This is a genomic window from Actinoplanes sp. NPDC023714, assembly GCF_040639855.1.
GTDB lineage: Bacteria > Actinomycetota > Actinomycetes > Mycobacteriales > Micromonosporaceae > Actinoplanes.
Genome location: NZ_JBFAAR010000002.1, coordinates 347,821 through 373,858 on the forward strand (window position 1 = coordinate 347,821; position 26,038 = coordinate 373,858).

Here is a 26,038-nt window from a genome sequence, read left to right on the forward strand (position 1 = left end):
CGGCGGAACCCCGATGCCGGCACCTACCGTCGAGCGCCGGACATTCCCGCGTCTCCCGGAAGGTCGCCGATGCATGAACTGGCGGTCGCTGCCCTCGCGGCCATCACGCCCTATCTGCCGATGCTCTATCTCCCGCTTCCCGGTGAGGCGGGCGGGCTGCCGGCCACCTCACCGGAGGAGGAGGCGGCCGGCGCGCTCGCTCAGCTGATCGAGTCGGCGTTCGCCCGGATCGGTGAGCAGGCGCTCTGGAACTCGTTCGTCAACGACCCCTCAGACGCTTCCGCGGCGGAGCCGGTGCTCGCCGCGGCCCTACGTGGTGACGAGGCCCTCGCGGCCCGGATGGAAGGAGCGGTACGCCAAGTGGAGGACAACTCGCGCAGCCGGCAGGACTGGCGCAACATTCGCGCGGGTGGCGACGTCACCGGCCGGGACAAGATCACGAGGAACCACGCCGACCACCGGAAGAGCTACGGCGGCCTGATCGCGGTGATCGCGGTGGTGGTCGTGGCGGTCGTCGCGTTGCTGGCGGGTGGCCGGGCGATCCTCGACGCGGTGACCGACCGCCTCACCCTCGGCAAGGACTCCACCTGCGCCGAGTTCCTCCGGGCTCCGCAGGAGCAGCAGCTCACCGCCATGCGCGAGGTCGGCCTCGAGATCGGTGCGCGGGGGATCGGCAGCCCGCTCGCCCTTCCCGCGATCAGCTACGAGTGCAGCGGTCATCCGGACGAGACCCTGGGCGAGGCCGTCGGCAAGTACAAGAACTCGTTCTGACGCCTGAGTCGTTCAACACAAAGTTACAGAAGGAGCTTATGTAGATTGCGTGGGCGGGCGGATAGTGAAGGTGTTCGAGATCCACCCCGGGAGGTCATCCATGCCTACCAGAACCCCCACCGACACCACCGCCCACCGGCTCAAGGGCCTGCTCGAGACGCTGCTCCAAACGCCCCTGCCGGTCCGCCTCCGGGCCTGGGACGACTCCGAGGCGGGCCCGGCCGGCGCGCCGGTCGTGGTGGTCCGGCACCGCCGGGCGCTGCGCCGGCTCGTCTGGCAGCCCAACCAGCTCGGCCTGGCCCGCGCGTATGTCGCCGGCGAGATGGACGTCGAAGGCGATCTCTACGACGTCCTCGCCCGGCTCGCCCCGCTGCTCTGGCGCGCGCCCGGCGTGAAGGACGTTCCGTTACGCTCCGTGATGGGCGAGGCGGTACGGCTCGGCATCGTCGGCAGCAATCCGAAGCCGCCCGCCGAGGAGATGACGGTCTCCGGCGCCCGGCACAGCAGGAGCCGGGACCGGCAGGCGATCAGCCACCACTACGACGTCGGCAACGACTTCTACCGGCTCGTCCTCGGCGAGAGCATGGTCTACTCGTGCGCCTACTGGACGTCCGACGACCCCGGCTACGGCCTCGCCGACGCGCAGCGCGACAAGCTCGACCTGATCTGCCGCAAGCTCGGCCTCCGGCCCGGTGAGCACCTGCTCGACGTCGGGTGCGGCTGGGGCGGCCTGGCGATCCACGCGGCCCGCGAGTACGGCGTCCACGTCGTCGGCATCACGCTCTCCACCGAGCAGGCCGAGTTCGCCCGCAAGCGGGTGGCCGCCGCCGGGTTGAGCCACCAGGTGGAGATCCGGGTCCAGGACTACCGCGACCTCGACGACGGCCCGTTCGACGCGATCGCCAGCGTCGGGATGGCCGAGCACGTCGGCGCCGGGCCGTACCGGGACTACGCGAGCATCCTGTACGGCCGGCTCAAGCCGGGCGGCCGCCTGCTCAACCACCAGATCTCCGCCCTGCACCCGGCGACCGGCCCGGGCGACCACAAGCAGCGCAGCTTCATCGACGCCTACGTCTTCCCGGACGGCGAGCTCGCCCCGGCCGGCACCACGGTGACGCTGCTCGAGGAGGCCGGCTTCGAGGTCCGCGACGTGCACGCGCTGCGCGAGCACTACGCCCGCACCCTGCGCGCCTGGGTCGCGAACCTGGAGTCCGAGTGGTCCGCTGCCGTGAACGTGACGACCCCGGGCCGGGCCCGCGTCTGGCGGCTCTACATGGCCGCGTCGGCGCTCGCCTTCGAACGGTCGCACATCGGCGTCAACCAGATCCTCGCCGTCCGGACCCACCGCGACGGCGCGAGCGGCATGCCCGCGACCAGGTCCGGTTACCTCGCCTGACGCCGGAGAAGCCCGCCCGTTCCTGGTACGAGGGGCGAGCGGGCTTCCCCTCGTACCCATGAAATGAAGAGGTGTGGGCCGGGCCACCCCGCGGAAAGCGCAGGTCGGCTTCGGGGATGCCGACGGTCGGACCATGGCAACCCGCACGATATGGCTGTTCCTCGGCATCGCCGCGGCGGCGGTGGCGGGGTCGGTGGTCACCTACGACACCACCCTGGGCAATGTGCTCTACGTCGTCACCTACCTGGCGCTGTGCGTGCTCGCGTGGGTGGCCGTCGCCCGCACGCCGCGCGGCGAACGGTGGCCGTGGATCCTGGTGGCGACGGCGCAGATGCTGTGGCTGACCGGGGACGGCATCGAGCTCGGGTACTACTACTGGAGCGCCGACGGGGTGCCGCCGGTCGGCCTGGCCGACGGGTTCTGGCTGGCCGGCTACCCGCTGCTCGCGGTGGCGCTGACGATGATGGCCCGCCGCCGCGCGCCCGGCCGGATGCGCAGCGCCGTGCTCGACGGGCTCACGCTCGCGGTCGCCGCCGGCCTGGCGAGCTGGCAGTTCCTGATCCTTCCGAACCTCGGGTACGGGCTGAGCCTCGCCGAGACGATCGTGCCGCCGCTCTACCCGATCGCCGACGTGGTGCTGCTCGCCGCGGTGCTGTTCATCGCGCTCTCGCCCGGCGACCGCGGCGCGCCGACCCGGCTGCTGCTCGGCGCCGTCGTGCTCTACCTCGCGATCGACGTGAGCTACAACGTGCTGCCGTACCTGCTCGACTACACCGTGGTCGCGAAGATCGGCCCGCTGATCATGTTCGGCAACGCGCTGATGATCGCGGCCTGCCTGCACCCGCAGCGCGCCGAGCTGACCCGGGCCGGAGAGCAGGTGAACGTGCTGCACCCGGCGCGGGTGCTCTTCCTCGGCCTGGCGTTCCTGTCCGCCCCGACGCTGACCCTGCTGGAGGACGGCGTCCAGCGCAACGCCGTGGTGGCGCTCGCCGCCGTCGCGCTGAGCACCGGTTTCGTGCTGACCCGGTTCACGTTCGCGGTGCGCGAGCAGGAGAAGGCCCAGGCGCAGCTCGCCTTCCAGGCCCGGCACGACCCGCTCACCGGCCTCGCCAACCGGGCCGTGCTCACCGGCGAGCTGGAGAAGCGCGACGGGCCGGTCGCCGTGCTCTACCTCGACCTCGACGGGTTCAAACAGGTCAACGACACGTTCGGGCACCAGGCCGGCGACCTCGTGCTGTCGGTCGTGGCGCAGCGGCTGGGCGGCGCGGTCCGCGCCACCGACCTGGTGGTGCGCCTCGGCGGCGACGAGTTCGTGCTGTTCTGCCCGGATCTGCCGGAGGCGGAGGCGGTCCGGCTCGCCGAGCGGGTGCTCGCCGACGTGGCCCAGCCGATCCGGTACCAGGGCTCGCTGCTCGACATCGGCGCGAGCATCGGCATCGCGGCCTACGGCCCCGACCTGCCGGTCGGCGACGGCGACCTGCTGCGCAGCGCCGACATGGCGATGTACGAGGCGAAGAAGCAGGGCCGTGGCCGCTGGGTGATGGCCGGCCGTCTACCGTGACCACGGTGGAACGAGACCTGATCGCCGCCCGTGACCTCGCCGCCTCCCTGGCGGTCCGCGCCGGCCGGCTCCAGATCGAGCGGCGCGACACCCTGACGGTGGGCGCCCCGAAGGCGCACGCCAACGACGTCGTCTCGGACGTCGACATCGACAGCGAGCGGCTGATCGTGGACGGCGTCCTCGAGGCCTGGCCCGACGACGCGATCCAGGCCGAGGAGGGTCACGGCCGGGACGGCTCGAGCGGCTGGTCCTGGGTGATCGACCCGCTCGACGGCACCCGGAACTACATCAGCCGGACCGGGCCGTGGTCGGTGTGCATCGCCCTCTACCGCGGCGACGAACCGGTGGTCGCGGTCGTGCACGATCCGGCCGCCGGGGAGACGTTCAGCGCCGCGGCCGGCGGGGGAGCGTTCCTGAACGGCACGCGGATCACCGTCTCCGGCGGCACCGAGCTGGGCCGGGCGCTCGTCGGGGTCAGCTTCCAGCCGAACCCGCGGACCAAGGAGCGGACCGCCCGGATCGTGCGGGAGCTGCTGCCGGTCGTCGGCGACATCCGGCGGGTGCCGGCCGCGCTCAACCTGGTCTACCAGGCCGCCGGCCGGCTGGACGGCGGCGTCGCGGTCGACACGAAGCTGTGGGACATCGCGGCCGGCGCGCTGATCGCGCGGGAGGCCGGGGTGGTGCTCGGCGGCCGCGGCGAGGAGTTCTCGACGGAACTCACGATCGGGGCGGCCGCCGACCTGCTGCCCGAGCTCGCCGGGGTCGTGCGCGGGGCGCTCACGGCTTGACGGCGATCCTCCCGGGGCCGTGCGCTCACGGCTTGACGGCGATCCTCCCGGGGCCCAGCGGCGACAGCAGCAGGCGGGCCCCGGTCTCCTTCAGGAACTCGTCGACGGCCTGCCGGGCGCCCTGGAAGGTCCCGTAGTCGTCGATGATGAGGACGCCGCCAGGGGACAGCCGATCGTACAGATGAAGCAGCTCATGACGGGTGGACTCGTACCAGTCGGTGTCCAGCCGCAGGATCGCGATCCGCTCGGGCGCCTCGGCCGGCAGCGTCTCCTCGACCGGCCCCCGCACGAAGTGGATCCTCTCCGGCGGGTACGGGATGTCCGCGAACCCCTGCTTCACGTCGTCGAGGCTCGCGATCGCCCAGATCCGGGCCGTCTTCGGCTGGGCGCTCATCAGCTCGGCGACCGGCTTGCCGCCGTAGGTGAGGTCCTTCTCGGTCGGCTCGGTCATCCCCTCGAACGTGTCGAAGAGGTAGAGGTCCCGGTCGGTCACGCCGATCGTGAGCAGCGTGCGGGTGACGACGTGCATGCTGCCGCCGCGCCAGACGCCGCACTCGACGACGGCGCCCGGGATCTCGTGGTCGACGATGTAGCGGGTGGCGAGGTAGAGGGCGTAGCGCTTCTCCTTGCGCGTCATCGAGTAGGGGTGGGCGGCGCGCAGGATCGGGACCGCCAGCTCGTCGTAGTCGGCGGGGTAGGTTTCGATTTTTGCGACAGGCTTTATAGAAGGCTTCTTCTTCTTGGCCTTGACGATCTTGTAGCCCGTCGTCGCCGCCAGCATCCTGTTGATCTGCGTCTTCATCATCTCACCGTGGCTGCCTCGGGTTGGTCGGCCGTGCTGGTGACGAAGGGGGCGAAGACCTTCCGGACCACGCGCTCGGCGGCCCCGCCGTCGTCGAGGTGGCAGAACCGCTGCCGGAAGGCGGCCCGCGCCTTGGCCGCCGGCGGATCGCCGTAGGACCCGGTCCGGAACACGTCGAGCAGGTCCGGGTAGCTCGCCGCGACCGCCCCGGGTGGCTCCTCGAACAGGTCGAAGTACGTCCCGCGGACCGTCTTGTAGGCCTCCCAGTCCGGCGCGAAGATCACGATCGGCCGGTCCAGCACGGCGTAGTCGAACATCAGCGACGAGTAGTCCGTGATCAGCACGTCGGCGGCCAGGTAGAGGTCCTCGACGACCGGGTAGGCGGACACGTCCCGTACCTGTCCCGCGCCCTCCTCGCCGTGCGCGGCCTTCACGTAGAAGTAGTGCGCCCGCACCAGGACGACGTGGTTCGGCCCGAGGTGGCGGGCGAAGTCCTCGACGTCGAGCAGCATCCTGCTCTCGGTGTTCCACTCCCGGTGCGTCGGCGCGTAGAGCACCACCGTCGCGCCGGCCGAGATGCCGAGCCGTTCCCGCACCGCCGCCGCGTCCTCGGCGGTGGCGAGCGCCAGCCGGTCGTTGCGCGGATATCCGGTCTCGATGGTCTCGTGCTTGCAGGGGTAGGCGCTGGCCCAGCGCTCGGTCGTGAACGCGTTCGCCGCGACGCTGAAGTCCCACCGGTCGGCCCTGCGCATCTGCGCCGGGAAGTCCGGGTCCTTCACCCCGCCCGGGAACCGCACCTGGTCGAGGCCCATCACCTTGAGCGGCGTGCCGTGGTGCGTCATCAGGTGCACCGAGCCGGGCCGCTTCGTCGCCCAGTCCGGCCAGTTCACGTTGTTGACCAGGTACTTCGCGCGGGCCATCGCCCGGTGGTAGGCACGGGTACCGCTCACGACGTAGTCGACGCCCGGCGGCAGGCTCGCCACCCGGTCCGGCTTCACCGCCCAGACGCCGCGCAGCCGCGGGGCGAGCTCGCCGGCCTTCTCGTAGACCGCGGCCGGGTTACAGGCGTACCCGCGGTGCCAGTACGCCGAGTAGAGGACCAGGGTCTCGTCCACCGGGAGGCGCAGCTGCAGCCGGTAGTACGCCCGGAGGAGCAGGGCGCGACCCTCCCGCAGCTGCTGGCGGGCGCGGCGCACCTTCCGCCGGGCCAGCGTCCGCCAGCGGTTCACCGAGCGCAGCATCTCGAAGGTGCGGTAGCGGCCGCTGCCGGCGAGCCGGTGCTTGAGCCCCTCGATCTTCGGCGGCGCCGGATAGCCGCCCTCCGGAAGGAACCGCTGGTAGATCTCGCTGGTCTGGTCGAAGAAGCGGCGTCGGGCGCTGCCGTCGACGCGATTGCGGTTGCCGAGCACCTTGAGAAGATGCCAGACCATCTGCTGGAACAGCACCGGGCGGACCACGGAGGCCTCCGGGCTCAGGATTTCGACCATTTCATGGGTACGGGTCCAAGCCGGGAAGATGGCGAAGTGGCCGTCACCGAGTGTCCGGGTGGCGGCGCCCACCCGGCGCTGGCGGTAGTGCACGCAGACCCGGTCCAGCACGCTGATCCGCTCCGCCGCCGCGAGGGCGCCGTAGGTGTAGGGCAGGTCCTCGTACCACCCCGGGTCGAACCGGAACTCCAGCTTGTCCAGCAGCTCCCGCCGCACGATCTTGTTCCACGCCACGTGCAGCACCCCGATGATCGGGGTCCAGCCGTGCAGGGTGAACACCTCGGGCGCGGCCCGGTAGACCTTCCCTGCCGTGCTGGTCCGCATCCGGCCGGTCCACGTCTCGCGCACCCAGTCGACGAGCAGCACGTCCGGCTCGGTGCGGCGCAGCCGGTCGGCGACCGCCGCGAGGGCCCCGTCGGCGATCCAGTCGTCGCCGTCGAGGAACCAGACGTACTCCCCGGTGGCGTGCTCGAGACCGATGTTGCGCGCCGGCCCCTGCCCGACGTTGGTCTCCAGCGTGACGACGTGCAGGCGCGGGTCGCGGGCGGCGTACTCCGCGAGGATGGCCGCGCTGGCGTCGGGCGAACAGTCGTCGACGGCGACCACCTGCACATCGGTGAACGACTGATCGAGCAGGGAGTCGAGACAACGGCGCAGATAACCCTGAACCCCGTGAACCGGGACCACGACGCTGACGAAGGCCATGTGTTTCCACTCTCGAACTCGGCGGACGGAGGCGAGCCGGGAAGCTATCAAGAAAACTGTGAATATTCATCACTTACTTGTCGCGTGTTCGCCTGAGCGCAAGATCAGGCGGTCGGCCGTTGACGGCGAGTCCGCCGTGCCGACCTGGCGTGGGCGGTAGCGGTTCGTCTCCGGGCGACGGACGATGGACGCATGACCGATGCCCCGAAGCCCGAGCACGGGTATGCGAACGCCGGCGATTTCCCGCCGGAAGTCGTTGACCCTCCACGCGGATCGACGCCGAGAACATCACTCGTGCCCGGCGCCTCGAAGAGTCCGGTGTCGGCAACGCTTTCGCGCGAGCCCGAGTCGAGCGATGACCGACATGGGGGTGAACCGCCGCGTCCGTTGGTTACCTCAGTGGGCTAGGGGAGGCTGCGTCGGCGGCCACAGCCCGTCCAGCGCGGCCCGCTGATCGACCGTGAGGCGGATCTCCGCGGCGGCGGCGTTCTCCTCGAGATGCTCGACGCTGCCCGTCCCCGGAATCGGGATCATCACGGGGGAGCGGGCCAGCAGCCAGGCCAGCGCCACCTGCGTAGGCGTGGCGCCCACCTCCGACGCCACCTTCCCGATCACCGCCGCCTCGCCGGACGCGCCCGCCGCGATCGGCCGCCACGGCAGGAACGCGATGCCGTCCCGCTCGCACACCTCCAGGACCGCCTCATGGGTACGGTCGAGGATGTTGTAGCGGTTCTGCACGCTAGCCACCTCGACCATGGTCCGCGCCTCCGCCAGCTCCGCCACGGACACCTCGGACAGCCCGATTCGGCCGATCTTGCCCTCGAGCTGGAGATCGCGCAGCGTTCCGAGCTGGTCGGCCGGCGGCGTGTCCGGGTCGATGCGGTGCAGTTGCAGCAGTTCGAGACGCGGCAGTCGTAGGCGTAGCAGTGCCTGGTCCACCTGCGAGCGTAGGACCGATGGACGCCCGTCGAGTCTCCACTCGCCCCCGGGCCCGGTGCGCGCGACGCCGACCTTCGTAGTGACGACCAGATCCGCGGGATAGGGGTGCAGCGTCTCGGCGATGAGCTGCTCGTTGTCGCCCCCGCCGTACAGAAAAGCGGTGTCGATCAGGGTGATGCCCAGCTCGGCCGCCCGCCGCAGCACCCGAGCCGACGAGGGCGAAGCGGCGGTCAGATGCATGGCGCCGAACCCGAGACGCCGAACCGAAAGATCCCCGCCGATCAAAAACCTCACCGGCCGACCTTAAGCCGGCCGAGAAGGCAGGATCTACCCCGGAAGCGCCGACCCCGGGAATCGGGCGAGCGTGTACCCAGGCACAGCGGTACCCGGGCACCGAGCGAGCGTGTACCCAGGCACAGCGGTGCCCGGGCACCGAGCGAGCGTGTACCCAGGCACAGCGGTACCCGGGCACCGAGCGAGCGTGTACCCAGGCACAGCGGTACCCGGGCACCGAGCGAGCGTGTACCCCGGCACGGAGGAGGGCTGTACCCCGGCACGGAGGAGGGCTGTACCCCGGCACGGAGGAGGGCTGTACCCCGGCACGGGCGAGGCGTTTACCCAGGCAGCGACAGAGTATCTACCCCGGCAGCGACGAAGTGTCTACCCCGGCAGCGACTACTGAAAGGTGGCAACAGTGATCGAGATCGGCGGCCATACCCCGGAAGCCGACGCCAGCGCTTGGATCGCGCCCGGAGCCGTGGTGGCGGGCCGGGTCAGGATCGGGCGCGACGTCGGTGTCTGGTACCACGCGGTGCTTCGCGCGGACATGGACACCATCACGGTCGGGGACGGCACGAACCTGCAGGACGGCGTGGTCGTGCACGCCGATCCCGGGTTCCCGGCCGCGATCGGTAGCGGCGTCAGCGTCGGTCACCGCGCGGTGCTGCACGGCTGCACGATCGAGGACGACGTGCTGATCGGCATGGGCGCCATCGTCATGAACGGCGCGCACATCGGCGCCGGCTCGATCGTCGCGGCCGGTGCGCTGGTCCCGGAAGGTACACAGGTCCCGCCGGGTTCGCTGGTCCTCGGTATGCCGGCCAAGGTCCGCCGTCCGGTCACCGACCCCGAACGTGACTCGATCACCGTGAACGCCCAGGCCTACGTGGAACTGCTCAAGCTCCACCGTGAAGCGTGCCCGCCCCGTTAGAGGTGTTGCGCGCCGCCGTCAATTGCGCCACTCGATCTCCGGCGAGGGCGAGGGCGAGGGCGAGGGCGAGGGCGAAGGCGAAGGCGAAGGCGAAGGCCAAGGGGAGGGCGCGGGCGCGGGCGAGCGGGAGGGCGCGAGCGCGGGGGAGGGCGAGTGGGAGGGCGAGGGCGGTCGCTCCCTCCACACGTCGAACGTGACCACCGCATCGATGCCTGACGGGTCGGCGGCGTCCAGGCGGACGTGGGCGCCGTCGGCCTCGGCCAGCTTGCGGACGAGCGCTAGGCCCAGGCCGCTGCCGCCCTTCGGCGCGCCCGGTGCTCGCCAGAACGGCTCGAGGGCTCGCTCGCGCTGATCGGCGGGCAGGCCCTGACCGGAATCGATCACGTGGAGTTCTGCACGGCCATCGACCGTCGACGTTTCGAGGCGGATCACGGTCCCGGGTGGTGCGGCCCGGAGGGCGTTGGAGATCAGGTTGTCGAGGATCTGCTCGATGGAGCCGGCGGCGGCCGGTACCGGGACCGGGCCGGTGGCGGTGGCCTCGACGCGGACGTTCTTCTCCCTGGCCAGGGGCTCCCAGACGGCGGCGCGCTCGGCGGCCTCGGCGGCCAGGTCGACCGCCGAGGGCTCCTCCTCGCGGCGCTCGATCAGCGTGAGGTCGAGGAGCGTGTTGACGAGTTTGTCCAGCCGTTCCGTCTCGGCGAGCGCCGCGTCGAGGTTGGCGGCGCCGGCCGGGGCGACGTCCGGTTCCAGGTTCTCGAGGCGCAGGCGGAGCGCGGCCAGCGGGGATTTGAGCTGGTGTGAGGCGTGTTCGACGAACGTGCCGCGGGCCTCGAGCACGCTGTGCAGCCGGGCCGCCGTGCGGTTGAACGTGTCGGCGAGCCGGCGCAGCTCGGGCGGTCCGGCCGGCTGGGCCACGGCCGGGCCCGAGTCGTCGGCGAGGCGGCGGGTGGCGTGCTCCAGGACTCTGACCGGTTTTGATATCCAGCGGGCGAGGGCGTAGGCGACCGCCACGCTGAGCGCGAGGACGGCGACGGAGGCGGCGGCGAGCAGGGCCCAGAACTGGTGGACCTGGTCGATGACCGGGTCCGCCGGGACGCTGACGCGGATGGAGCCGTCGTCGGGCCGGCCCGGATTGATCGGCACGTACGCGGTCATGACGTCGCCGTCGATCGCCAGCGATCGCGCCGGCCCGGCCGCGAAGGACACCGTCCCCCGCCACCGCCGCGCCGCCGACGCCGCGATCTCGTCGGCGCCCTCCTGGTCGTCCTCGTCCAGCTCCGCGTCGATATAGGCGGCGACCACCTCCGCCTCCCGTTCCAATTGCCGCAGCGCCTGTTGTTGCTCGCTGCGTTGATACAGATATCCGAGCGGAATGGCGAGCGCCGCCAGCACCATCAGCACGAGCGCCGAATGGGTGAGCACCAATCGGCGTGTCATGGCAGCGGCACGAGCCGGAATCCGACGCCGCGGCGCGTTTCGATCCAGGCCGGATCGCCCAGTTTCCGGCGCAGCGCCGCGATGTGGAAGTCGAGCGTCCGGCCACGGCCCTCGGCGGTCGCCCACACCTGTTCGAGCAGTCTCTGGCGCAGCACCACCGCGCCGGGCCGGGCCGCCAGCATGTCGAGCAGGTCGTACTCCTTCGGCGCGAGCGGCACCGGCACGCCGCCGACGCTGACCTCGCGGGTGGTCCGGTCGATCGCGAGACGGCCGGCGGTGCGGATGTCGGGCTGGGCGGATTCGGGCTGGGCGGATCCGGGCTGGGCGGATCCGGTCAGGCGGGCCACCGCGTCGGCACGGGAGCGGCGGTCCACGGCGCGGATGCGGGCCACCAGTTCGCGCAGGCTGAACGGCTTCGCGAGGTAGTCGTCGGCCCCGCCCTCCAGGCCTCGGACCAGGTCGGCCTCGCCGCGGCGCGCGGTGAGCATGATGATCGGCACGTTGCGGGTGCGATTGAGCTCCCAGCACACGTCGACCCCGTCGATGTCGGGCAGCCCGAGATCGAGCAGGACCAGGTCGACCGGGGGCGCGGCGAGCGCGCCGGCGCCGGTGGTCACGTGCCGCGCGACGATGCCGAAGCGCGCGAGCCCCTCGACCAGCGGCACCGCGATCGAGTCGTCGTCCTCGACCAGGAGCACCTGCATGCCGTGATCATACCTTCTGGGAATTGCCTGGAGGAATTGCCAGGGCCAGGAAAGGAACAGGCGAGCGGAACGCCAGGGAATTCATTTATCCGGCGACGTGGTCTACAGTCCCGGAATTGTGGGTGGATATGGTTGGCAGATCGTTCTCGTCGTTGTTCTCGTCCTGCTGAACGCGGCTTTCTCGGGAAGCGAGATGGCGCTCATCTCGTTGCGGGAGAGCCAGTTGCAGCGCCTGGAGAAGCAGTCCCGGACCGGGCGGACGCTCGCCAGGCTGGCGCGGGATCCGAACCGGTTCCTGGCCACCATCCAGATCGGCATCACCCTGGCCGGGTTCCTGGCCTCGGCCGCCGCGGCCGTGTCCCTGGCCCAGCCGCTGATCGAGCCGCTGAGTTTCCTCGGCTCGGCTGCCGACACCGTGGCGATCGTGCTCGTCACCATCGTCCTGACCTTCTTCACCCTGGTGGTCGGCGAGCTGGCGCCGAAGCGGATCGCCATGCAGCGCGCCGAGGGCTGGGCCATGCTCGTGGCCCGGCCGCTGGACGTGCTCGCCACGCTGTCCCGGCCGGTGATCTGGCTGCTCGGCAAGACCACCGACATGGTCGTCCGGCTCACCGGCGGCGACCCGGACGCGGGCCGGGAGGAGGTCAGCGCCGAGGAGATCAAGGACATGGTCGCCCAGCAGCAGGACTTCACGGCCGAGCAGCGCACCATCATCTCCGGCGCCTTCGAGATCGCCGACCGGATCCTGCGGGAGATCCTGGTCCCGCGCCGTGACGTCCTCGTGCTGCCGGCCGGCATGCCGGTGGCCGACGCCCTCTCCCTGCTGATCGCATCCGGTCACTCGCGGGCGCCGGTGACCGGCCCGCAGGGACTCGACGACGTGCAGGGCGTCGTGCACCTGCGCGACCTCGTGGACGGCGGCGGAACGGTCGCCGACCACATGTTCAAGGCCCTGTTCCTGCCGGAGACGGCGAAGGTCTCCGACGCGATGCGCCAGATGCGGGCCCAGCGCCAGCAGTTCGCGCTGATCGTCGACGAGCGCGGGTCGATCGACGGCATCGTCACGATGGAGGACCTGGTCGAGGAGGTCGTCGGCGAGATCTACGACGAGACCGACCGGGACGTGCAGTCGGTGGTCCGCGAGGACGACGGCGCGATGCTGGTGCCCGGCACCTTCCCGATCCACGACCTGCCGGACATCGGCGTGGAGCTGTCCGAGGAGGACGAGGGCGACTACACGACGGTGGCCGGCCTGGTCCTCGCCCGGCTCGGGCACATCCCGACCACGACGGGCGAGACCGTGACGATCGACGGGCACAGCGCGGAGATCGTCGAGATCGCCGGCCGGGCCATCACGCGGTTGCGGCTCCGGGCCGGGTGACATCCGTTTCGGTACGGCGGGCCGCGGGCACCTCCTGATGTGAAGGAGGTGAGCGCAGTGACAACTCACCCGCATCAAGCGGATTCCACTGCCGACCTGGTCAACCAGGCCGCCGGGCAGATCTCGAAACTGGTCCGCGACGAACTGACGCTGGCCAAGCTGGAACTGGCGGAGAAGGGCAAGCGCGCCGGGATCGGTGGCGGGCTGTTCGGCGGAGCCGCTGCGCTGGGGCTGTACGGGCTCGGGCTGCTGCTGACCCTCGCCGTGGTGGCGCTCGACCTGGTCTGGCCGCTGTGGCTGGCGGTCCTCGTCGTCATGGTGGTGGTGTTCGCCGCCGCCGGTGTGACCGCGCTGCTCGGCAGGAAGCAGCTCAGGACGGCCGCGCCGCCGGTGCCACGCACCGCGATGGAGAACGTCGAGGCCGACGTGCAGACCGTGAAGACCGCAGCGCATCGAGGACGGCAGGCATGAGCACTCCAGTTGACCAGCAGCAGCTTCGTACCGAGATCGCGCAGACCCGCGCCGACCTGGGCGGCACGGTCGAGGCCCTCGCCGCCAAGACCGACGTGAAGGCGCGCGCCCGCCAGGCGATCGACGAGACCAAGACCGACGTGAAGGCGCGCGCCCGCCGGACGATCGACGACACCAGGACCCGGGCGCGGCTCACGGCGGCCGCGACCAAGGACCGGCTCGCCTACGCCGCTTCGGTGGCGAAGGACAAGAGCAAAGAGCCTCGGGTACGTCGTACTGCCGTGCCTGTCGCGATCGCGGCAGCGTCGGCCGTCGCCGCCGCGATCGTGGTGGCCCGGCGGCGCTGAGTCCGCCGCAGGCGTCACCCCCGATCCGGGGACGCGGAAACCCGAACGATCCTCACAGTGGCGCTCCGGTGATCAAGGTCACCGGGGCGCCACGGTGCTTTCCCCGTACGGAATCAATCAGGTGGTTTGAAAGGTCCGGAATGGTGGGCAAGAGGGAGCCACGGTTGGCCGGACCCCGGAGGAGAACACCCATGACCGTCGTCGTCGAGAACGCCACGTCCACCGACTCGCTGGCGAGCACCGACACGGCCAGCGAACTGATCAACGCGATGGCCGCCCTTCCCGCCGGCCACCCGTCCCGTGCGGAACTGCGTGATCGGGCCATCGAGGCCTGGCTGCCGCTGGCGCGGCACCTCGCCAACCGGTACGCGAACCGCGGCGAGCCCCGCGACGACCTCTACCAGGTCGCCGTCGTCGGACTGATCAAGGCGACCGACCGGTTCGAGGCCGACCGCGGCGTCGACTTCGCCGGATTCGCGATCCCCACGATCGTCGGCGAGCTGAAGCGCCACTTCCGTGACCGCACCTGGTCGGTCCGGGTGCCCCGCCGGCTCCAGGAGCTGCGCCTCGCGATCACCTCGGCGAACAACGCGCTCAGCCACACGCTGGGCCGCTCCCCGACGGTGGCCGACATCGCCGCGCACCTGAACATCACCGAGGACGAGGTGCTCGAAGGCCTCGAGGGCGCCCGCGCCTACACCTCGACCAGCCTGTCGACGCCGGTCGCGGACAGCGGCACCGAACTCGGTGACACGCTGGGCGGACTCGACTCCGAGTTCGAGATCGCCGAACTGCGCGTGGCCCTCGGGCCGGCGCTGGCCCGCCTCGACGAGCGCGAGCAGAAGATCGTGAGCCTGCGGTTCTACGGCAACCTGACCCAGACGCAGATCGCCGAGCAGGTCGGGATCTCGCAGATGCACGTGTCGCGGCTGCTCACGCGGGCGCTGGCGAAGCTGCGGCGGGAGCTGGACTCGGTCGCCTGACCTCTTCCCCGGATTCTTCCGTTTTTCCCCGGCCACGACCGTCATCGGTCGTGGCCGGAATTGTTTATCTCTCGCCCATGATCGGGTAGATCGAACCCCCGTGCCCTCTTTAGCTTCGGTTTCGTCCTCGGCCCGCCGCCGTCTCCGGGAAGGTGTGCCGCCCGCTCTCGTCGCCGCGAGCGCCGCCACCGTCGCCTGGCTGATCGCCGCCGACGTGATCGGCCACCCCGACCCGGTGTTCGCGCCGTCGGTGGCGCTGATCGTGCTCGGCGAGTCCCGCGGCCGGCAGCTGCGGCAGACCACCGAACTCGTCCTCGGCGTGGCGGCCGGGGTGCTGATCGCCGAGCTGACCGTGTTCGCGCTCGGGCCCGGGGTGATCGCGCTGTTCACCGTCCTGCTGTTCACGATCGGCCCGATGATCGCGGCCGGGGCCAGCAACACCCTCGTGGTGCAGGCCGGGCTCTCCGCGCTCTACCTGGTCGTCGTGGCGGCGCCGCAGGGCCAGCTCGTGCCGTTCCGCTTCGCCGACGCGCTGATCGGCGGGGCCGTCGCGATCGCGGCGAGCCAGCTCACCGCGGCCCGGCGGCCCCTCGCGCCGCTCGTCGCCACGGCACGGCGGACGTACGCCGAGCTCGCCGGCCTGCTCACCGATCTGAACGAGGCGCTGTCGGCGTGTGACGAGGACGCCGCCCACGCGGTGCTCGACCGGGCGCACCAGCTCAGCGACGGCGTGGACCGGCTGCGCTCCCCGCTGCTCGCGGCCGCGGAGACCTATCGGCTGCGGGTCCGCAAGGGACGGCGCCTCCGGCAGCTGCGCAATGTGGAGCAGACCACGCACCAGCTCGACCACGTGGCCGGCAACGTCTGGATGCTCGCCCGCAACGTGGTGACGGTGACCCGGCTGCACACCGAGACCCCGCCCGACCTGGGGCGCGCCATCGAGGCCCTGTCCCGCGCCGTCCGCGAGGCGGGCGAATCCCTGGCCGTCGACCTGACCGGCGGCGGCGACCCGGACCACCACGCCGGCCGCGCCGACGCGGACGCCCTCGAAGCGGTGCGGATCGCCGGCAAGCTCCTGGAGGACGACCCCTCACCCACGCTCACCATCGTGATCGGCCAGATCCGGACCACGGCGGTGGACCTGCTCCGCGGCGTGGGCCCCGACGACGACGCCGTCCTGAGCCGCGTCGACGAGGCGTTCGGATGGAGCCCCGACCGGGTGTCCTGAGACGTCGGTGGCCTCTCAGGGCGCCGGGGCCAGCACCCAGACGACTCCTCGTCGCCGGTGAGCCCGCGGGCCTGCCGGGCGGCGCGGAGCCGCCCGCCAATCGCGCTGCCCGCGGCCGGTGGCTGGGCTACGCGTCGTACCTGGCCCGCCATCAGTCCTCCAGCTGCATCGCGACCGCCCGCACCGGCGCCCCGTCCGCATTCTCCAAGGCGATCGGCAGCAGGGACACCAGGGGGTCCGGGAAGTCGATCCGTTCGAGGTCGCGGAAGTTCTCGCCGATGACGCCGCCGGCCGCCGCGATGAGGTGGTGCACCGGATAGCCGATCGGGGACGGCGTCTCGTCGATGTTGATGGCGTCGATGCAGAACGTGCGGACGCCGAGGCCGAGCATGCGGCGGCAGGCGTCGGCGTCGAGGTACGGGTGGTCGAAATACTCATCGGTCCCGTAGAAGGCGGACCAGCCGGTGCAGATCAACACGATGGGATGCCAGGCGGCGGGAGCGAGCAGGTCCCACGTGATCGGGGTCCGGGGCGCGAGTCCGCGGAAGTCGAGGACCGCCGCCGGCCCGGTGAACAGCCCGAGGTCGAGCTCGTGGAGCATCGGGCCGGACGGGTCGAAGTGGTAGGGCGCGTCCACGTGGGTCCCGGTCTGCGAGCCCATGTCCACGTGCAACAGGTTGAACCCGTCCGCCTCGACGGTCGCGTGCACCGAGAGCCGCGGGACCGGATCCCCCGGGTAGACCTGCGTGGTCGTGCCGACGGGCACGGACAGGTCGACGATCCGGCGTACGCGCATGGATTTTTCCTCTCGAACGACGACCGTTGCTGCGGGCGATGCCGACTACATCGTCGCCCTGATCGACATCTCGCCGGCCTACGATCACGCCGAGATCGCCGGAGAGAAGACCGATGACCCTTCTCGGGTACGAGGGGAAGGGTGGGCGCTCGGTCCACGGAGGGGATGCGAGGTGTACGAACGGAGGATCGCCGACCGGTTGACGCTGGTCACGACCGTCGACCGGTGGTTCCATCTGGACGAGCCGACGTTCGTCGACGCGGGGCAGACGTACTGGGTCGACCGGGCGACCAGCGAGCTGTGCGTCGATGGCGACGGCCGGGTCTCCCGCCACGCCGGCGCGGTCTGCCGTTGACGGTCGGCGCGGGCGGCCGAGTGGGGGTCAGCGCAGGCGGTCGAGGCCGGGGCCGTTCAGGTCGGCGAGGGCGGCTGTGCGGCCGGTGACCGCCATGGCGAGGGCCTCGGCCGGGCCGGAGATCCGCGCGTCATCGCCGGAGATTCGCGCCTCCTCGCCGGCCCCCCGGGCTCGGCCGGTCGACCGGCCGGCCGCGAGGGTTCCCGGGGCGGAGGTCCAGGTCAGGTCCGTTGCGGTCAGGGTCAGGCCGGTGAGGCGTCCCGGTGGCACCAGGGCCGGGGCGACCCGCGGCGACACCAGGTAGTCGAGCAGGACCCGCCAGTGGTCGAGCGGGACGTCGGCGTCCAGGCCCAGCGGGCGGGCCATGTCGCGCAGGTGCAGGCAGGTCTCGGCGAACGGGCCCATCGGCCCGACGCGGGGCGGGTCGACCCGGTCGGCGGCGTGCCGGCGCAGCAGGCCGATCAGCTCGGCGCGCGGCGTGCGGGCGAGGCGGCGGGTGAAGTGGTCGACAGTGCGGCCGGTGTCGCCCCGGAACCGGAGGGATGCGAGGAAGAAGCGTCCGAAACCGATCAGCATCGGCTGGACCATGTGGGCCGCCATGTGCCGGACCGTCCATCCGTGGCAGAGCGTCGCCGCGGCCCACTGGTCGTCGTCGAGGCCGTCCAGGAAGTCCGCGATCATCAGCCGGTTCGCGGTCGTCATCTCATAGATCATCCGCCCATCGCCTGCTCTCGCACATCGCGGTTCAGGGCTTCCAGGACCCGGCGGGCCGCCGCGATCTCCCCGGCCGTGCAGCCGGCGGCCAGGATGCCGAGCCGGGTGAGTTCGTCGGCCCGGATGCGGTCGAAGAGCGCGCTGCCGGCAGCGGTCAGCGCGATCAGGGCCGAGCGGCGGTGGGCCGGGTTATCCCGGGATTCGACGAGACCGAGAGCGATCAGGTCGTTGACGTGCCGCTGAACCCCCTGGCGCGGTAGGTCGAGTCGCTCGCCGATCGCCGGCACGGCCGCCGGCCCGCCCTCGGCCAGGACTTCGAGAACGGCGCGCATCCCGACCGTGAGGCCGGCCGGCCGCAGCGTCGACTCCACGACACGGGCGGAGTTCAGGACCAGCGGTCTCGCCAGTCGGAGTACCTCGTACAGATGGCGCCCTCGATCCGAAGACATGACAACAATGTTGTCATATCGGTGAGGGTGGGCGCCAGGCTGATAGCGTCGGTGACCATGAAGATCGCGGTGGTCGGGGGAGGGGTCGTCGGCCTGTCGACGACCGTGGAGCTGATCCGTCTCGGACACGACGTGACGTGTTTAGAAGCCGGCGAGCCGATGGGGGAACGCTCGGCCGGCGACACCCGGATCTTCCGGCTGGCGCACGCGTACCCCGACATGGTCGAGCTGGCCGGACGCGCGCGGAGGCTGTTCCCCGAGGGCTGCGTCGACGGTGCCGGAACGGTCGTGAGCGGCGACGGCGTGGAATCGTGGGCCTCCGCGATGGCCGCCGCCGGCGCCACTCACGAGATCGTCGCGGCGGGCTCGCGGTCGCTGCGACTGCCCGCCACCGACATCGCCGGACCGATTCTGGTCGACCCGGCGGGTGGCGTGATCCGGGTGGACAGGCTCCGTACACATCTGATCGGAATCGCCCATCGCCATCTTCGCCGCGCCCGCGTCGATCTGCTCGAGAGGGCCGGGGATCGGGTACGGATCTGGAGCCCCGACGGTCCCGAGGAGTTCGACACGGCGCTGATCTGCGCGGGCGCCGAGACCTCGGGCCTGGCCGCCGGTGTGGGGATCATGACGCCGCCGGCGCTGGAACACCACGTGCGGTTCAGCTTCCCGATCCGGCCGGAGGCGCCGCGGCCGCTGCGGTGCTGGATCACGCTGGGCGGGTTCGGCACCTATCAGCACTCGTCGGCGGCCGGCACCTGGGCGGTCGGCGCCGACGTCGACCCGGTGCTGGTGAGCTGGGCCGGCGGCCGGGAGGCGGCCGAGCAGGCGTCGCGGGACGCGGTCACCGCGTACGTCGCCCGTGAGCTCCCGTTCGTCGAGCCGCGGGTGGTCGGCCAGCTGTACTGCACGCACAACCCGGACCTGAGCGACGGCCTGCAGTTCGTCCGGAGCGGTCCGATCCTGACCATCTACGGCGAGAACTTCATGAAGTTCGCCCCGCTCCTCGGCGCGATGCTCGCCGAGGCGCTGATCGACGGCTCGACCCCGCCCGACGCGGGCCCCGGCGCGCGCTGAGATGCCGGTGGTCGTACCCATCGCCCTGGTGGTCGGCGTCTTCATCGGCGCCGTCGGCGTGGGCGGGGTGGGGCTGCCGCCGGCCCTGACCTGGTTCGCCGGGCTCGATCCGCACACGGCGTCCGGGACCGCCAGCCTGAGCTTCCTGTTCACCGGCCTGGCCGGGACACTCATGTACGCCCGCCACCGCGCCATGCCGTGGCGCCTCGCCGGCCGGCTCACGCTCGGGGCGTCGGCGGCGGCGCTGCCCGGGGCGCTCGTCAACGGCCTGCTGCCGGACCGGGTCGTGCTGCTGCCGCTCGGGGTGTTCGTGACGGCGGCCGGCGCCTACAACCTGCTCTCCCGGCCCCGTCCGGAACGGCGCCCGGGCCGATCAGTAGCGGTCGTCACGGGAGCGGGGGTCGGCTTCAGCTCGGCGCTCACCGGCACCGGCGGACCCGTCTTCCTCATCCCGGTCCTGCTCGCGCTCGGCGTCCCGGCCGTCGAAGCCGTGGCGGCCGGCCAGCTGATCCAGCTGCCCCTCGTCGCGTTCGCGACGGCCGGCTACGCGATCCAGGGTTCCGTCGACACCGGACTCGGCTGTCTCATCGGCGTCATCGCCGCGGGCGGGGTGGTGATCGGCGCCCGGATCGCGTTGCGGCTGAAGCAGCGCCACCTCCAGCGGTTCGCCGCGGTCACCCTGGTCGGATTCGGCGTGCTGGTGCTGACGTCGACGCTGCTCACGCTCTGACGTCCGCTCACCACGGGTGAGGTCGTCGTACGGTCCGGGGATCATCAGGGTGACGTAGCCGCCCGCCACCCAGCGGACGCGGTACGGCGGCCGGCCGCCGCCCGTCGCGACGACGACGCCGACGCGGTCCCCGCTGACGATGCGGTCACCGATCCGCGCCCTCATCCCGTCACCCGCGTCCTTCTGGCCGACGCGGCCAGCTCGGCGCCCCACCGGCGGGCGTGGTCCAGTTCGCCGTCGGTGAGCGGGCCGGTCATGCCGGCGACGTGGAAGTTCTCCGCCGCGGCGATCATCCGGGCGCCGTGGCCGCGCAGCATCCGGTGAGCCTTGCGGGCCGCGGAACCCGGCAGCCCTGTCATGTCGACCTTCGTGCCGAACGTGGCCGCCGCGATCCCGTCCAGCCTCGGCGCGTCGTCGAGCAGCTCCCGCACGCCGGTCGCGGTGGCGCCGGGCCGTACCGTGCCCTTCGTCGCGGCGTCGGCGCGGGTGCCGGGCCGGCTCAGGCTGAACGCGTGAGTGGGCGCACCGACGACCAGTATCTCGGTCGCGGTGATGTTCGGCCCGGTCCGCACATCGGCGACGGTGACCTCCAGTCCGGTCCCGAGGCCCTCGGCCACGGCCCGGGCGACGGCTTCGGTGTTGCCGAACATCGACTCGTAGACGACGAGCGCTCTCATGACGGACCTCCTCCGGCGGGTGTCTCGGCTCCAGCGTGGACCGGGGGAGCGGCGCCGGGTCAGGGCCGAAGGTCCTCCCGGGCCGGGCCGGGCGAGGACCGGGAGGTCGCGATGGCCGAGAAAAGATCAAGATATCGGTGAAGGTCGAACGTTCGGGGGAGATCCGCTTCACAGATGGGCCGCTAGTCTCTGGCGCGTGACGCTGGGATGCCTTCCGTTGACGGCCCGGTGGGCGGGCGATCCGGCCACCGCGGAGGCCCGGCGGTATGTGCAGGCCACCGCCGCCGTCGTGCTGCTCGGGACCGTCTGGTGTGTCGCCTATCTGGGGTTCGGCGTCGGTGTCGAAGCGGTTGCGTACGTGTTCGTGCCGATCGGGGGCGGGCTCGCGGCTGTGGCCGTGAAGAGCGCCGGACGGTTCTGGCGCGGGGTACGGCTCGCGCTCGTGCTGATCACCGTCGGCTACGCGTGGCTGGCGGCGGACATGCTCACGCACGCGGCCGAGGTCCGTACCCGTCAGATGCCGGCACCGGCCGCGGCGTGCGTGATCGTCGGGTTCCTGGTCGCGATCGCGGCGCTGGCCCGGGTGCCGGTCGTGGCGGCCGGCGGCAGCGAGCGGTGGCGGATGGCGCTGGACCGGATGATCGCGTTCGTCGGGTGCGCGGCGGTGCTCTGGTACGCCGGGGTCGAGCCGATGCTGTCCGCCCGCGAGCCGTGGAGCGGGCCCGGCATCCTGATCGTCGGCCTCGGATTCCTGGTCGCGGTCGGCGCCGCCACGAAGGTGGCGCACATCGCCGGCGGGCCGGTCGACCGGGTGGCGATGCGGTTCATCGCGGCCGGCGGCGGGGTGCCGTCCGCGGTCGTGTCGGTGCTGGCGGTCCGGTACGGCTACGTCGCCAGCGTCCCGGCCCAGGCGATCGTGATGCCGCTGGCCCCGCTGATGATCACCCTGGGTGTGCTGGCGCAGCGGCGGGCCGACAGCGGACTGCGGCGCGAGCCGGGCGGGGTCGGGGTGCTGCTGCCCTACCTGGCCGTGGCGCCGCTGCTCACGGTCGTGGTCAGTGAGCCGATGCGGTGGCCGGTCCGGGTCGTGCTGATCGCCGCGGTGGTGGCGACGACGCTGGTCATGGCCCGGCAGTACCTGGCGTACCGGGAGAACGCCCGGCTCCTGCGGAAAGCCCGGATCCAGGAGGAGAGGCTCCAGCACGAGGTCAGCCACGACGGCCTCACCGGGCTGGCGAATCGCGCCCTATTCACCCATAAATCCCGAAAAATCCGGGCAAACGACTCGATTCTGCTTCTCGATCTCGACGACTTCCAAACGGTCAACGATCTCCTCGGACACGAAGTCGGAGATCGACTGCTGGTCGCCGTCGCTGAGAAGATCAAGTTTGAGACCGGGAACGACGGCCTCCCGGTCCGCCTCGGCGGCGACGAGTTCGCGGTCCTGCTGACCCACGGCGACCCCGAGGACCTGGCCGACCGCCTGCTCACCGCATTCCAGCACCCGATCAGCGAGCACCGCCTGCTCGTGCAGGCCAGCATCGGCATCGCGACGGCCGGCCCCGGGGACACCGCCGACGCCGTGCTCCGGAATGCCGACGTCGCGACGTACACGGCCAAGCAGCGCGGAAAGGCGGGCTTCGTCCGATACGTGGAGGGGATGGGTGAGCCGGTCCTCGCGCACATGCGGCTCGGCGGCGAGCTGCGCCGGGCCCTCGACGACGGCGAGCTGCGGGTGGTCTACCAGCCGATCGTGCGGCTCGACTGCCTTCGCGTGATCGGCGTGGAGGCGCTGGTCCGCTGGCATCACCCGACGCGCGGGGTGGTGAGCCCGGCCGAGTTCATCCCGGCGGCCGAGCGGACCGGGCTGATCGTCCCGCTGGGCCGGTTCGTGCTGCGCGAGACGTGCCGGCAGGCGGCGGCGTGGCTGGCCGAGTTCGGTCCGGACGCGCTGGAGGAGGCGGGCCTCAACGTGTCGGCGCGCCAGCTGCACGACCCCGACTTCGTGGCCGACGTGGCGGGCGCGCTCGCCGAGAGCGGGCTGCCCTGCGAGCGGCTGGTCCTCGAGATGACCGAGTCGGCGGCGCTGCGCGGGCAGCAGGTGTCCCGCGCGCTCTACGAGCTCGACCGGATGGGCATCCGGCTGGCCCTCGACGACTTCGGGACCGGCGAGTCGTCGCTGAGCCTGCTGCGCGCCTTCCCGGCCGCGATCGTGAAGCTGGACAAGTCCTTCGTCGACGGCATCGAGATCGACGACGGGCAGCCGGCCGCTGTCGACGCCCGGCAGGCGGTGGCCCGAGCGGTCGTCCAGATGGCCGCCGCCCTCGGTCTGTCGACGGTGGCCGAAGGTATCGAAAGCCCCGAGCAGGTCGCCACGCTGCGGGAACTCGGGTACACCCTGGGCCAGGGCTTCCACCTCGCCGAGCCGATGACCGCCGACGAGGTCTCCCGGCTGCTTTCCCACCAGCGAGCGGGGATCGAGCTTCAGAGGATCAAGAGCCTGCTTCATCCGTACGGATGAAAGCACTTGATCTTCAAAGATCGGCCTTCGCGAGTGCCGGGGCGGGTGCGGGCGCGACCTCCTCGCCGGGCTCCAGGGTGAAGCGGCGTGACGCGATCGCGAGACACGCGGCCAGGCTGAACGCGACCACCATGCAACTCGCCATCACCAGCACGGTCTGGCTGCCGAACGCCCCGGTCAGCGGCGTGGTCAGCGCGCCGGCCAGGAAGGGCAGGCCGCCGCCGAGAGCGGACGCGGTGCCGGGGAGGCGGCGCCCGGCGTTCTGGGCGATGGCCGAGTTGGACGGCAGGTACATGCCGAGGCCCGCGGTCATGGCGGCCAGCGCGCCCCAGATCACGGCCAGCGGCGGACGGTGATCGGACGCGAGCACGGTGCTGAGGAACAGAGTGAGCACCGCGGTGGTCTGCAGGCAGACGGCGACCCGGCGGAGTACCACGGCGCCGACCCGCTTCACCAGCAGCCGGAAGGTGATGCTCGTGGTCACCATGGCGACGGCGTTGACGGTGAACAGGAGGGTGTACTCCCGCTGGCCCAGCCCGAGGTCCTCCTGGAGCACGAACGACGAACCGCCGATGTAGACGAAGAAGCCCGCGGTGGTCAGGCACTGGACGAGGACCGGGCGGGCGAAGCGCGGATCGGTGAGCAGCTCGCGGGAGCGGTTCGCGAGCTGGCTCAGCCCGCCGGGATGGCGGCGGCCGGCCGGCAGCGTCTCCGGGAGCGCCACCGTGGAGCCGGCGACCATGGCGAGGCCGACTATCGCGAGGAACCAGAAGACGATCCGCCAGTCGCCGGCGGTGAGCAGCACGCCGCCGATCGCCGGGGCGAGGACCGGCCCGAGCAGGCTGACCGCGGAGAGCGTGCCGAACAGCGCGGCGGCCTCCCGCCCGCGGTACCGGTCGGTCACCACGGCCCGGCCGCACGCCACCGCCGTCCCGGCCGCGACGCCCTGCACGGCCCGCGCCGCGACCAGCAGCCAGCCGGTCGGGGCGATCGCGCACAGCGCCGACATCACGGCGAACACGAGGCAGGCGCCGACGACGATGCGCCGCCGGCCGCGCGCGTCGCTGACCGGGCCGGAGACGAGCTGCCCGGCGGCCATGCCGGCGATGAACGCCGTCATCGTCAGCTGCGCCACCGACGCGGTGGTGTGCAGCGAGGTTTGCACCTCCGGGAGGGCGGCGATGTAGGTGTCGGTCGCGAGGGTGCTGGTGCCCGTCACGAGGATGAGCGCGACGAGCTTCGGTTCGCGCGTTCGTGCGTGGAATAGCGATGATCTCATTGAGGGCCAGGCTAGTTGAGCGGGGTTTGACGCCGCAATTTAGAATGATTTCATGGAAACCGACGAGCGGGTGCTCGCGTACGCGACGTACTCGTCCGGCCTCGATCGTCCGTCACTCGCCGGCGCGCTGGGCCTGCCGGCGCCGACAGTCGTGAGCGCCGTCCGCCGCCTGATCGCCGCCGGCGAGCTGATCGAGGTGGAGGCCGCGGCTCCCCGGGCGGGCGCGGGCCGGCGTCCCCGGGTGCTGCGGGCCGCCGGCCCGGCCACCCTGGTCGGGCTGGTCAGCTGGGACGGCAGCTCGACCCGCGCCGCCTGCCTCGACGTCACCGGCACGATCGTGGCCGCCACCGAGCGCGCCGCCCCCGACCCGCGCGCCGGCATCGCCGGCCTGCACCCGGCCGTCCGCGAGGTGATCGCGCTGGCCGCCGCGCACCCCGGCCACCGGCTGCGGTCGGTGGTGCTGAGCGTGCCCGCCCCCTACCTGACCGGCCGAGGCGCGCCACCCGTCCCCGAGGGCCCGGCCCCGATGTTCTCGGTGATCGGCCCGGGTGATCTGGAGGCGGAGCTCACCGCCGAGCACGGCGTCCCGGTGACGCTGGAGAACGACGCCAACCTGGCCGCGCTCGGCGAGCTCTACGCCGGCCGGGTCCGCGGCCGGGCCCACGCGATCTGCGTGCTCGTGAACCAGTGCGGCGTCGGCGGCGCGGTGATCGTCAACGGGGCCCTGGCGCGGGGTGCGCGAGGGTATGCGGGGGAGCTGTCCCACCTGCAGATCGACCGGGACGGCCCGCTCTGTGCGTGCGGCGGGCGCGGCTGCCTGTCCCACCACATCAAGGACCGCGTCGTGGCGTCGGCGCAGGCCGCCTACGACTCGCCGATCACCTTCGGCGACCTGCCACGCCTCGCCGGCGCCGGCGACGCCGGGGCGGCCCGCATGCTCCGCGACGTGGGCCGCGGGCTGGGCGGTCCGCTCGCCCACCTCTGCACCTTCCTCGACCCGGAGCTCCTCCTGGTCGGCGGCACCCTGGGCCCCTCCGCCGCCCACGTCGTCGCCGGCCTGCGCGACGTTCTCGCCGTGCAGGCGCCCCCGGCCATCGCCGGCACCATGGAGGTGGCCGCCAGCGAGCTCGGCCCGGCCGCCGAACTCCTCGGCGCGATCGAGCTGGGCCGGCTGGCCGCGCGGGCCGGCTAGGACCTGGGTCGTGCCGGTGTCACTCGCCCGTTCGGGCG

At 71.9% G+C, this 26,038-nt stretch carries 25 protein-coding genes and 1 pseudogene; 15 read left to right on the forward strand and 11 right to left on the reverse strand.

What is annotated here, in order from left to right; translation table 11 throughout:
• Positions 1–69: 69 nt before the first annotated feature.
• From AB0G10_RS09380 to AB0G10_RS09395, 4 genes are all read left to right on the forward strand, one after another.
• Positions 70–771: a hypothetical protein gene (locus tag AB0G10_RS09380; RefSeq protein ID WP_360918296.1), complete on the forward strand. Its 702-nt coding sequence runs from the start codon at positions 70–72 to the stop codon at positions 769–771.
• Positions 772–871: 100 nt separating this feature from the next.
• A complete protein-coding gene (locus AB0G10_RS09385) occupies positions 872–2,167 on the forward strand; it encodes a class I SAM-dependent methyltransferase (RefSeq protein WP_360918297.1) in 1,296 nt (431 codons plus the stop codon).
• 133 nt (positions 2,168–2,300) lie between these two features.
• The gene (locus tag AB0G10_RS09390; RefSeq protein WP_360918298.1) at positions 2,301–3,728 is read left to right on the forward strand and encodes a GGDEF domain-containing protein; all 1,428 of its coding nucleotides are present in this window, start codon (positions 2,301–2,303) and stop codon (positions 3,726–3,728) included.
• Positions 3,729–3,733: 5 nt separating this feature from the next.
• Positions 3,734–4,516 carry an inositol monophosphatase family protein gene (locus tag AB0G10_RS09395; RefSeq protein ID WP_360918299.1) on the forward strand — a complete coding sequence of 261 codons (783 nt, stop codon included), beginning with the start codon at positions 3,734–3,736 and terminating at the stop codon, positions 4,514–4,516.
• A 25-nt stretch (positions 4,517–4,541) separates the two neighbouring features.
• Here the strand turns inward: AB0G10_RS09395 and AB0G10_RS09400 are convergent, their stop codons facing one another.
• The 3 genes from AB0G10_RS09400 to AB0G10_RS09410 all read right to left on the reverse strand — a co-directional run bounded on the left by AB0G10_RS09400 (position 4,542) and on the right by AB0G10_RS09410 (position 8,689).
• A complete protein-coding gene (locus tag AB0G10_RS09400; protein ID WP_360918300.1) occupies positions 4,542–5,318 on the reverse strand; it encodes a TylF/MycF/NovP-related O-methyltransferase in 777 nt (258 codons plus the stop codon).
• Complete coding sequence (locus AB0G10_RS09405) at positions 5,318–7,510, reverse strand: bifunctional glycosyltransferase family 2 protein/CDP-glycerol:glycerophosphate glycerophosphotransferase (RefSeq protein ID WP_360918301.1); 2,193 nt, start codon at positions 7,508–7,510, stop codon at positions 5,318–5,320. Before AB0G10_RS09405 ends, AB0G10_RS09400 begins: the two co-directional genes overlap by 1 nt.
• 396 nt (positions 7,511–7,906) lie before the next feature.
• The gene (locus tag AB0G10_RS09410) at positions 7,907–8,689 is read right to left on the reverse strand and encodes an aldo/keto reductase (protein ID WP_360920665.1); all 783 of its coding nucleotides are present in this window, start codon (positions 8,687–8,689) and stop codon (positions 7,907–7,909) included.
• Positions 8,690–9,143: 454 nt separating this feature from the next.
• Between AB0G10_RS09410 and AB0G10_RS09415 the strand changes: the two genes are divergently transcribed.
• Positions 9,144–9,659, forward strand: a complete 516-nt coding sequence (locus tag AB0G10_RS09415; protein ID WP_360918302.1) for a gamma carbonic anhydrase family protein — start codon at positions 9,144–9,146, stop codon at positions 9,657–9,659.
• A gap of 18 nt (positions 9,660–9,677) precedes the next feature.
• Here the strand turns inward: AB0G10_RS09415 and AB0G10_RS09420 are convergent, their stop codons facing one another.
• Together AB0G10_RS09420 and AB0G10_RS09425 are read right to left on the reverse strand one after the other, a co-directional pair.
• Positions 9,678–11,096 (reverse strand): HAMP domain-containing sensor histidine kinase, encoded by a 1,419-nt coding sequence (locus AB0G10_RS09420; RefSeq protein WP_360918303.1) that lies wholly within the window; start codon positions 11,094–11,096, stop codon positions 9,678–9,680.
• Positions 11,093–11,800, reverse strand: coding sequence for a response regulator transcription factor (locus tag AB0G10_RS09425; RefSeq protein ID WP_360918304.1), 708 nt, complete (start codon positions 11,798–11,800; stop codon positions 11,093–11,095). Before AB0G10_RS09425 ends, AB0G10_RS09420 begins: the two co-directional genes overlap by 4 nt.
• 118 nt (positions 11,801–11,918) lie before the next feature.
• Between AB0G10_RS09425 and AB0G10_RS09430 the strand changes: the two genes are divergently transcribed.
• The 5 genes from AB0G10_RS09430 to AB0G10_RS09450 all read left to right on the forward strand — a co-directional run bounded on the left by AB0G10_RS09430 (position 11,919) and on the right by AB0G10_RS09450 (position 16,210).
• Positions 11,919–13,181 carry a hemolysin family protein gene (locus AB0G10_RS09430; RefSeq protein WP_360918305.1) on the forward strand — a complete coding sequence of 421 codons (1,263 nt, stop codon included), beginning with the start codon at positions 11,919–11,921 and terminating at the stop codon, positions 13,179–13,181.
• A gap of 57 nt (positions 13,182–13,238) precedes the next feature.
• Positions 13,239–13,652 carry a phage holin family protein gene (locus AB0G10_RS09435; protein WP_360918306.1) on the forward strand — a complete coding sequence of 138 codons (414 nt, stop codon included), beginning with the start codon at positions 13,239–13,241 and terminating at the stop codon, positions 13,650–13,652.
• Positions 13,649–13,999, forward strand: coding sequence for a DUF3618 domain-containing protein (locus AB0G10_RS09440; protein ID WP_360918307.1), 351 nt, complete (start codon positions 13,649–13,651; stop codon positions 13,997–13,999). Before AB0G10_RS09435 ends, AB0G10_RS09440 begins: the two co-directional genes overlap by 4 nt.
• Before the next feature lie 191 nt (positions 14,000–14,190).
• Positions 14,191–14,982, forward strand: a complete 792-nt coding sequence (locus AB0G10_RS09445) for an RNA polymerase sigma factor SigF (protein WP_360918308.1) — start codon at positions 14,191–14,193, stop codon at positions 14,980–14,982.
• A gap of 154 nt (positions 14,983–15,136) precedes the next feature.
• Positions 15,137–16,210 carry an FUSC family protein gene (locus tag AB0G10_RS09450; protein WP_360918309.1) on the forward strand — a complete coding sequence of 358 codons (1,074 nt, stop codon included), beginning with the start codon at positions 15,137–15,139 and terminating at the stop codon, positions 16,208–16,210.
• Between the two features lie 151 nt (positions 16,211–16,361).
• On the opposite strand, the gene AB0G10_RS09455 is transcribed toward AB0G10_RS09450, so the two are convergent.
• Positions 16,362–17,006: a cyclase family protein gene (locus AB0G10_RS09455; protein ID WP_360918310.1), complete on the reverse strand. Its 645-nt coding sequence runs from the start codon at positions 17,004–17,006 to the stop codon at positions 16,362–16,364.
• A gap of 172 nt (positions 17,007–17,178) precedes the next feature.
• Between AB0G10_RS09455 and AB0G10_RS09460 the strand changes: the two genes are divergently transcribed.
• A complete protein-coding gene (locus AB0G10_RS09460; protein WP_360918311.1) occupies positions 17,179–17,361 on the forward strand; it encodes a hypothetical protein in 183 nt (60 codons plus the stop codon).
• Positions 17,362–17,388: 27 nt separating this feature from the next.
• Here the strand turns inward: AB0G10_RS09460 and AB0G10_RS09465 are convergent, their stop codons facing one another.
• Together AB0G10_RS09465 and AB0G10_RS09470 are read right to left on the reverse strand one after the other, a co-directional pair.
• Positions 17,389–18,063 carry a maleylpyruvate isomerase family mycothiol-dependent enzyme gene (locus AB0G10_RS09465; protein WP_360918312.1) on the reverse strand — a complete coding sequence of 225 codons (675 nt, stop codon included), beginning with the start codon at positions 18,061–18,063 and terminating at the stop codon, positions 17,389–17,391.
• Between the two features lie 8 nt (positions 18,064–18,071).
• Positions 18,072–18,524: a MarR family winged helix-turn-helix transcriptional regulator gene (locus tag AB0G10_RS09470; RefSeq protein WP_360918313.1), complete on the reverse strand. Its 453-nt coding sequence runs from the start codon at positions 18,522–18,524 to the stop codon at positions 18,072–18,074.
• A 57-nt stretch (positions 18,525–18,581) separates the two neighbouring features.
• On the opposite strand from AB0G10_RS09470, the gene AB0G10_RS09475 reads away from it, so the two are divergent.
• Positions 18,582–19,601, forward strand: coding sequence for an FAD-dependent oxidoreductase (locus tag AB0G10_RS09475; protein WP_360918314.1), 1,020 nt, complete (start codon positions 18,582–18,584; stop codon positions 19,599–19,601).
• Positions 19,602–19,608: 7 nt separating this feature from the next.
• Positions 19,609–20,331, forward strand: coding sequence for a sulfite exporter TauE/SafE family protein (locus AB0G10_RS09480; RefSeq protein WP_360918315.1), 723 nt, complete (start codon positions 19,609–19,611; stop codon positions 20,329–20,331).
• 90 nt (positions 20,332–20,421) lie between these two features.
• Here AB0G10_RS09480 and AB0G10_RS09485 read toward each other — a convergent pair.
• Positions 20,422–20,496 (reverse strand): annotated as a pseudogene (locus tag AB0G10_RS09485) (hypothetical protein); the annotation flags it as partial.
• A complete protein-coding gene (locus AB0G10_RS09490) occupies positions 20,493–21,008 on the reverse strand; it encodes a flavodoxin domain-containing protein (RefSeq protein WP_360918316.1) in 516 nt (171 codons plus the stop codon). The pseudogene AB0G10_RS09485 and the gene AB0G10_RS09490, both read right to left, overlap by 4 nt.
• A gap of 196 nt (positions 21,009–21,204) precedes the next feature.
• Here AB0G10_RS09490 and AB0G10_RS09495 point away from each other — a divergent pair, with 196 nt between their 5' ends.
• The gene (locus AB0G10_RS09495) at positions 21,205–23,529 is read left to right on the forward strand and encodes an EAL domain-containing protein (protein WP_360918317.1); all 2,325 of its coding nucleotides are present in this window, start codon (positions 21,205–21,207) and stop codon (positions 23,527–23,529) included.
• A gap of 13 nt (positions 23,530–23,542) precedes the next feature.
• On the opposite strand, the gene AB0G10_RS09500 is transcribed toward AB0G10_RS09495, so the two are convergent.
• A complete protein-coding gene (locus tag AB0G10_RS09500) occupies positions 23,543–24,808 on the reverse strand; it encodes a multidrug effflux MFS transporter (RefSeq protein ID WP_360918318.1) in 1,266 nt (421 codons plus the stop codon).
• A gap of 52 nt (positions 24,809–24,860) precedes the next feature.
• On the opposite strand from AB0G10_RS09500, the gene AB0G10_RS09505 reads away from it, so the two are divergent.
• The gene (locus AB0G10_RS09505; protein WP_360918319.1) at positions 24,861–26,000 is read left to right on the forward strand and encodes an ROK family protein; all 1,140 of its coding nucleotides are present in this window, start codon (positions 24,861–24,863) and stop codon (positions 25,998–26,000) included.
• The last annotated feature ends 38 nt before the right edge of the window (positions 26,001–26,038 follow it).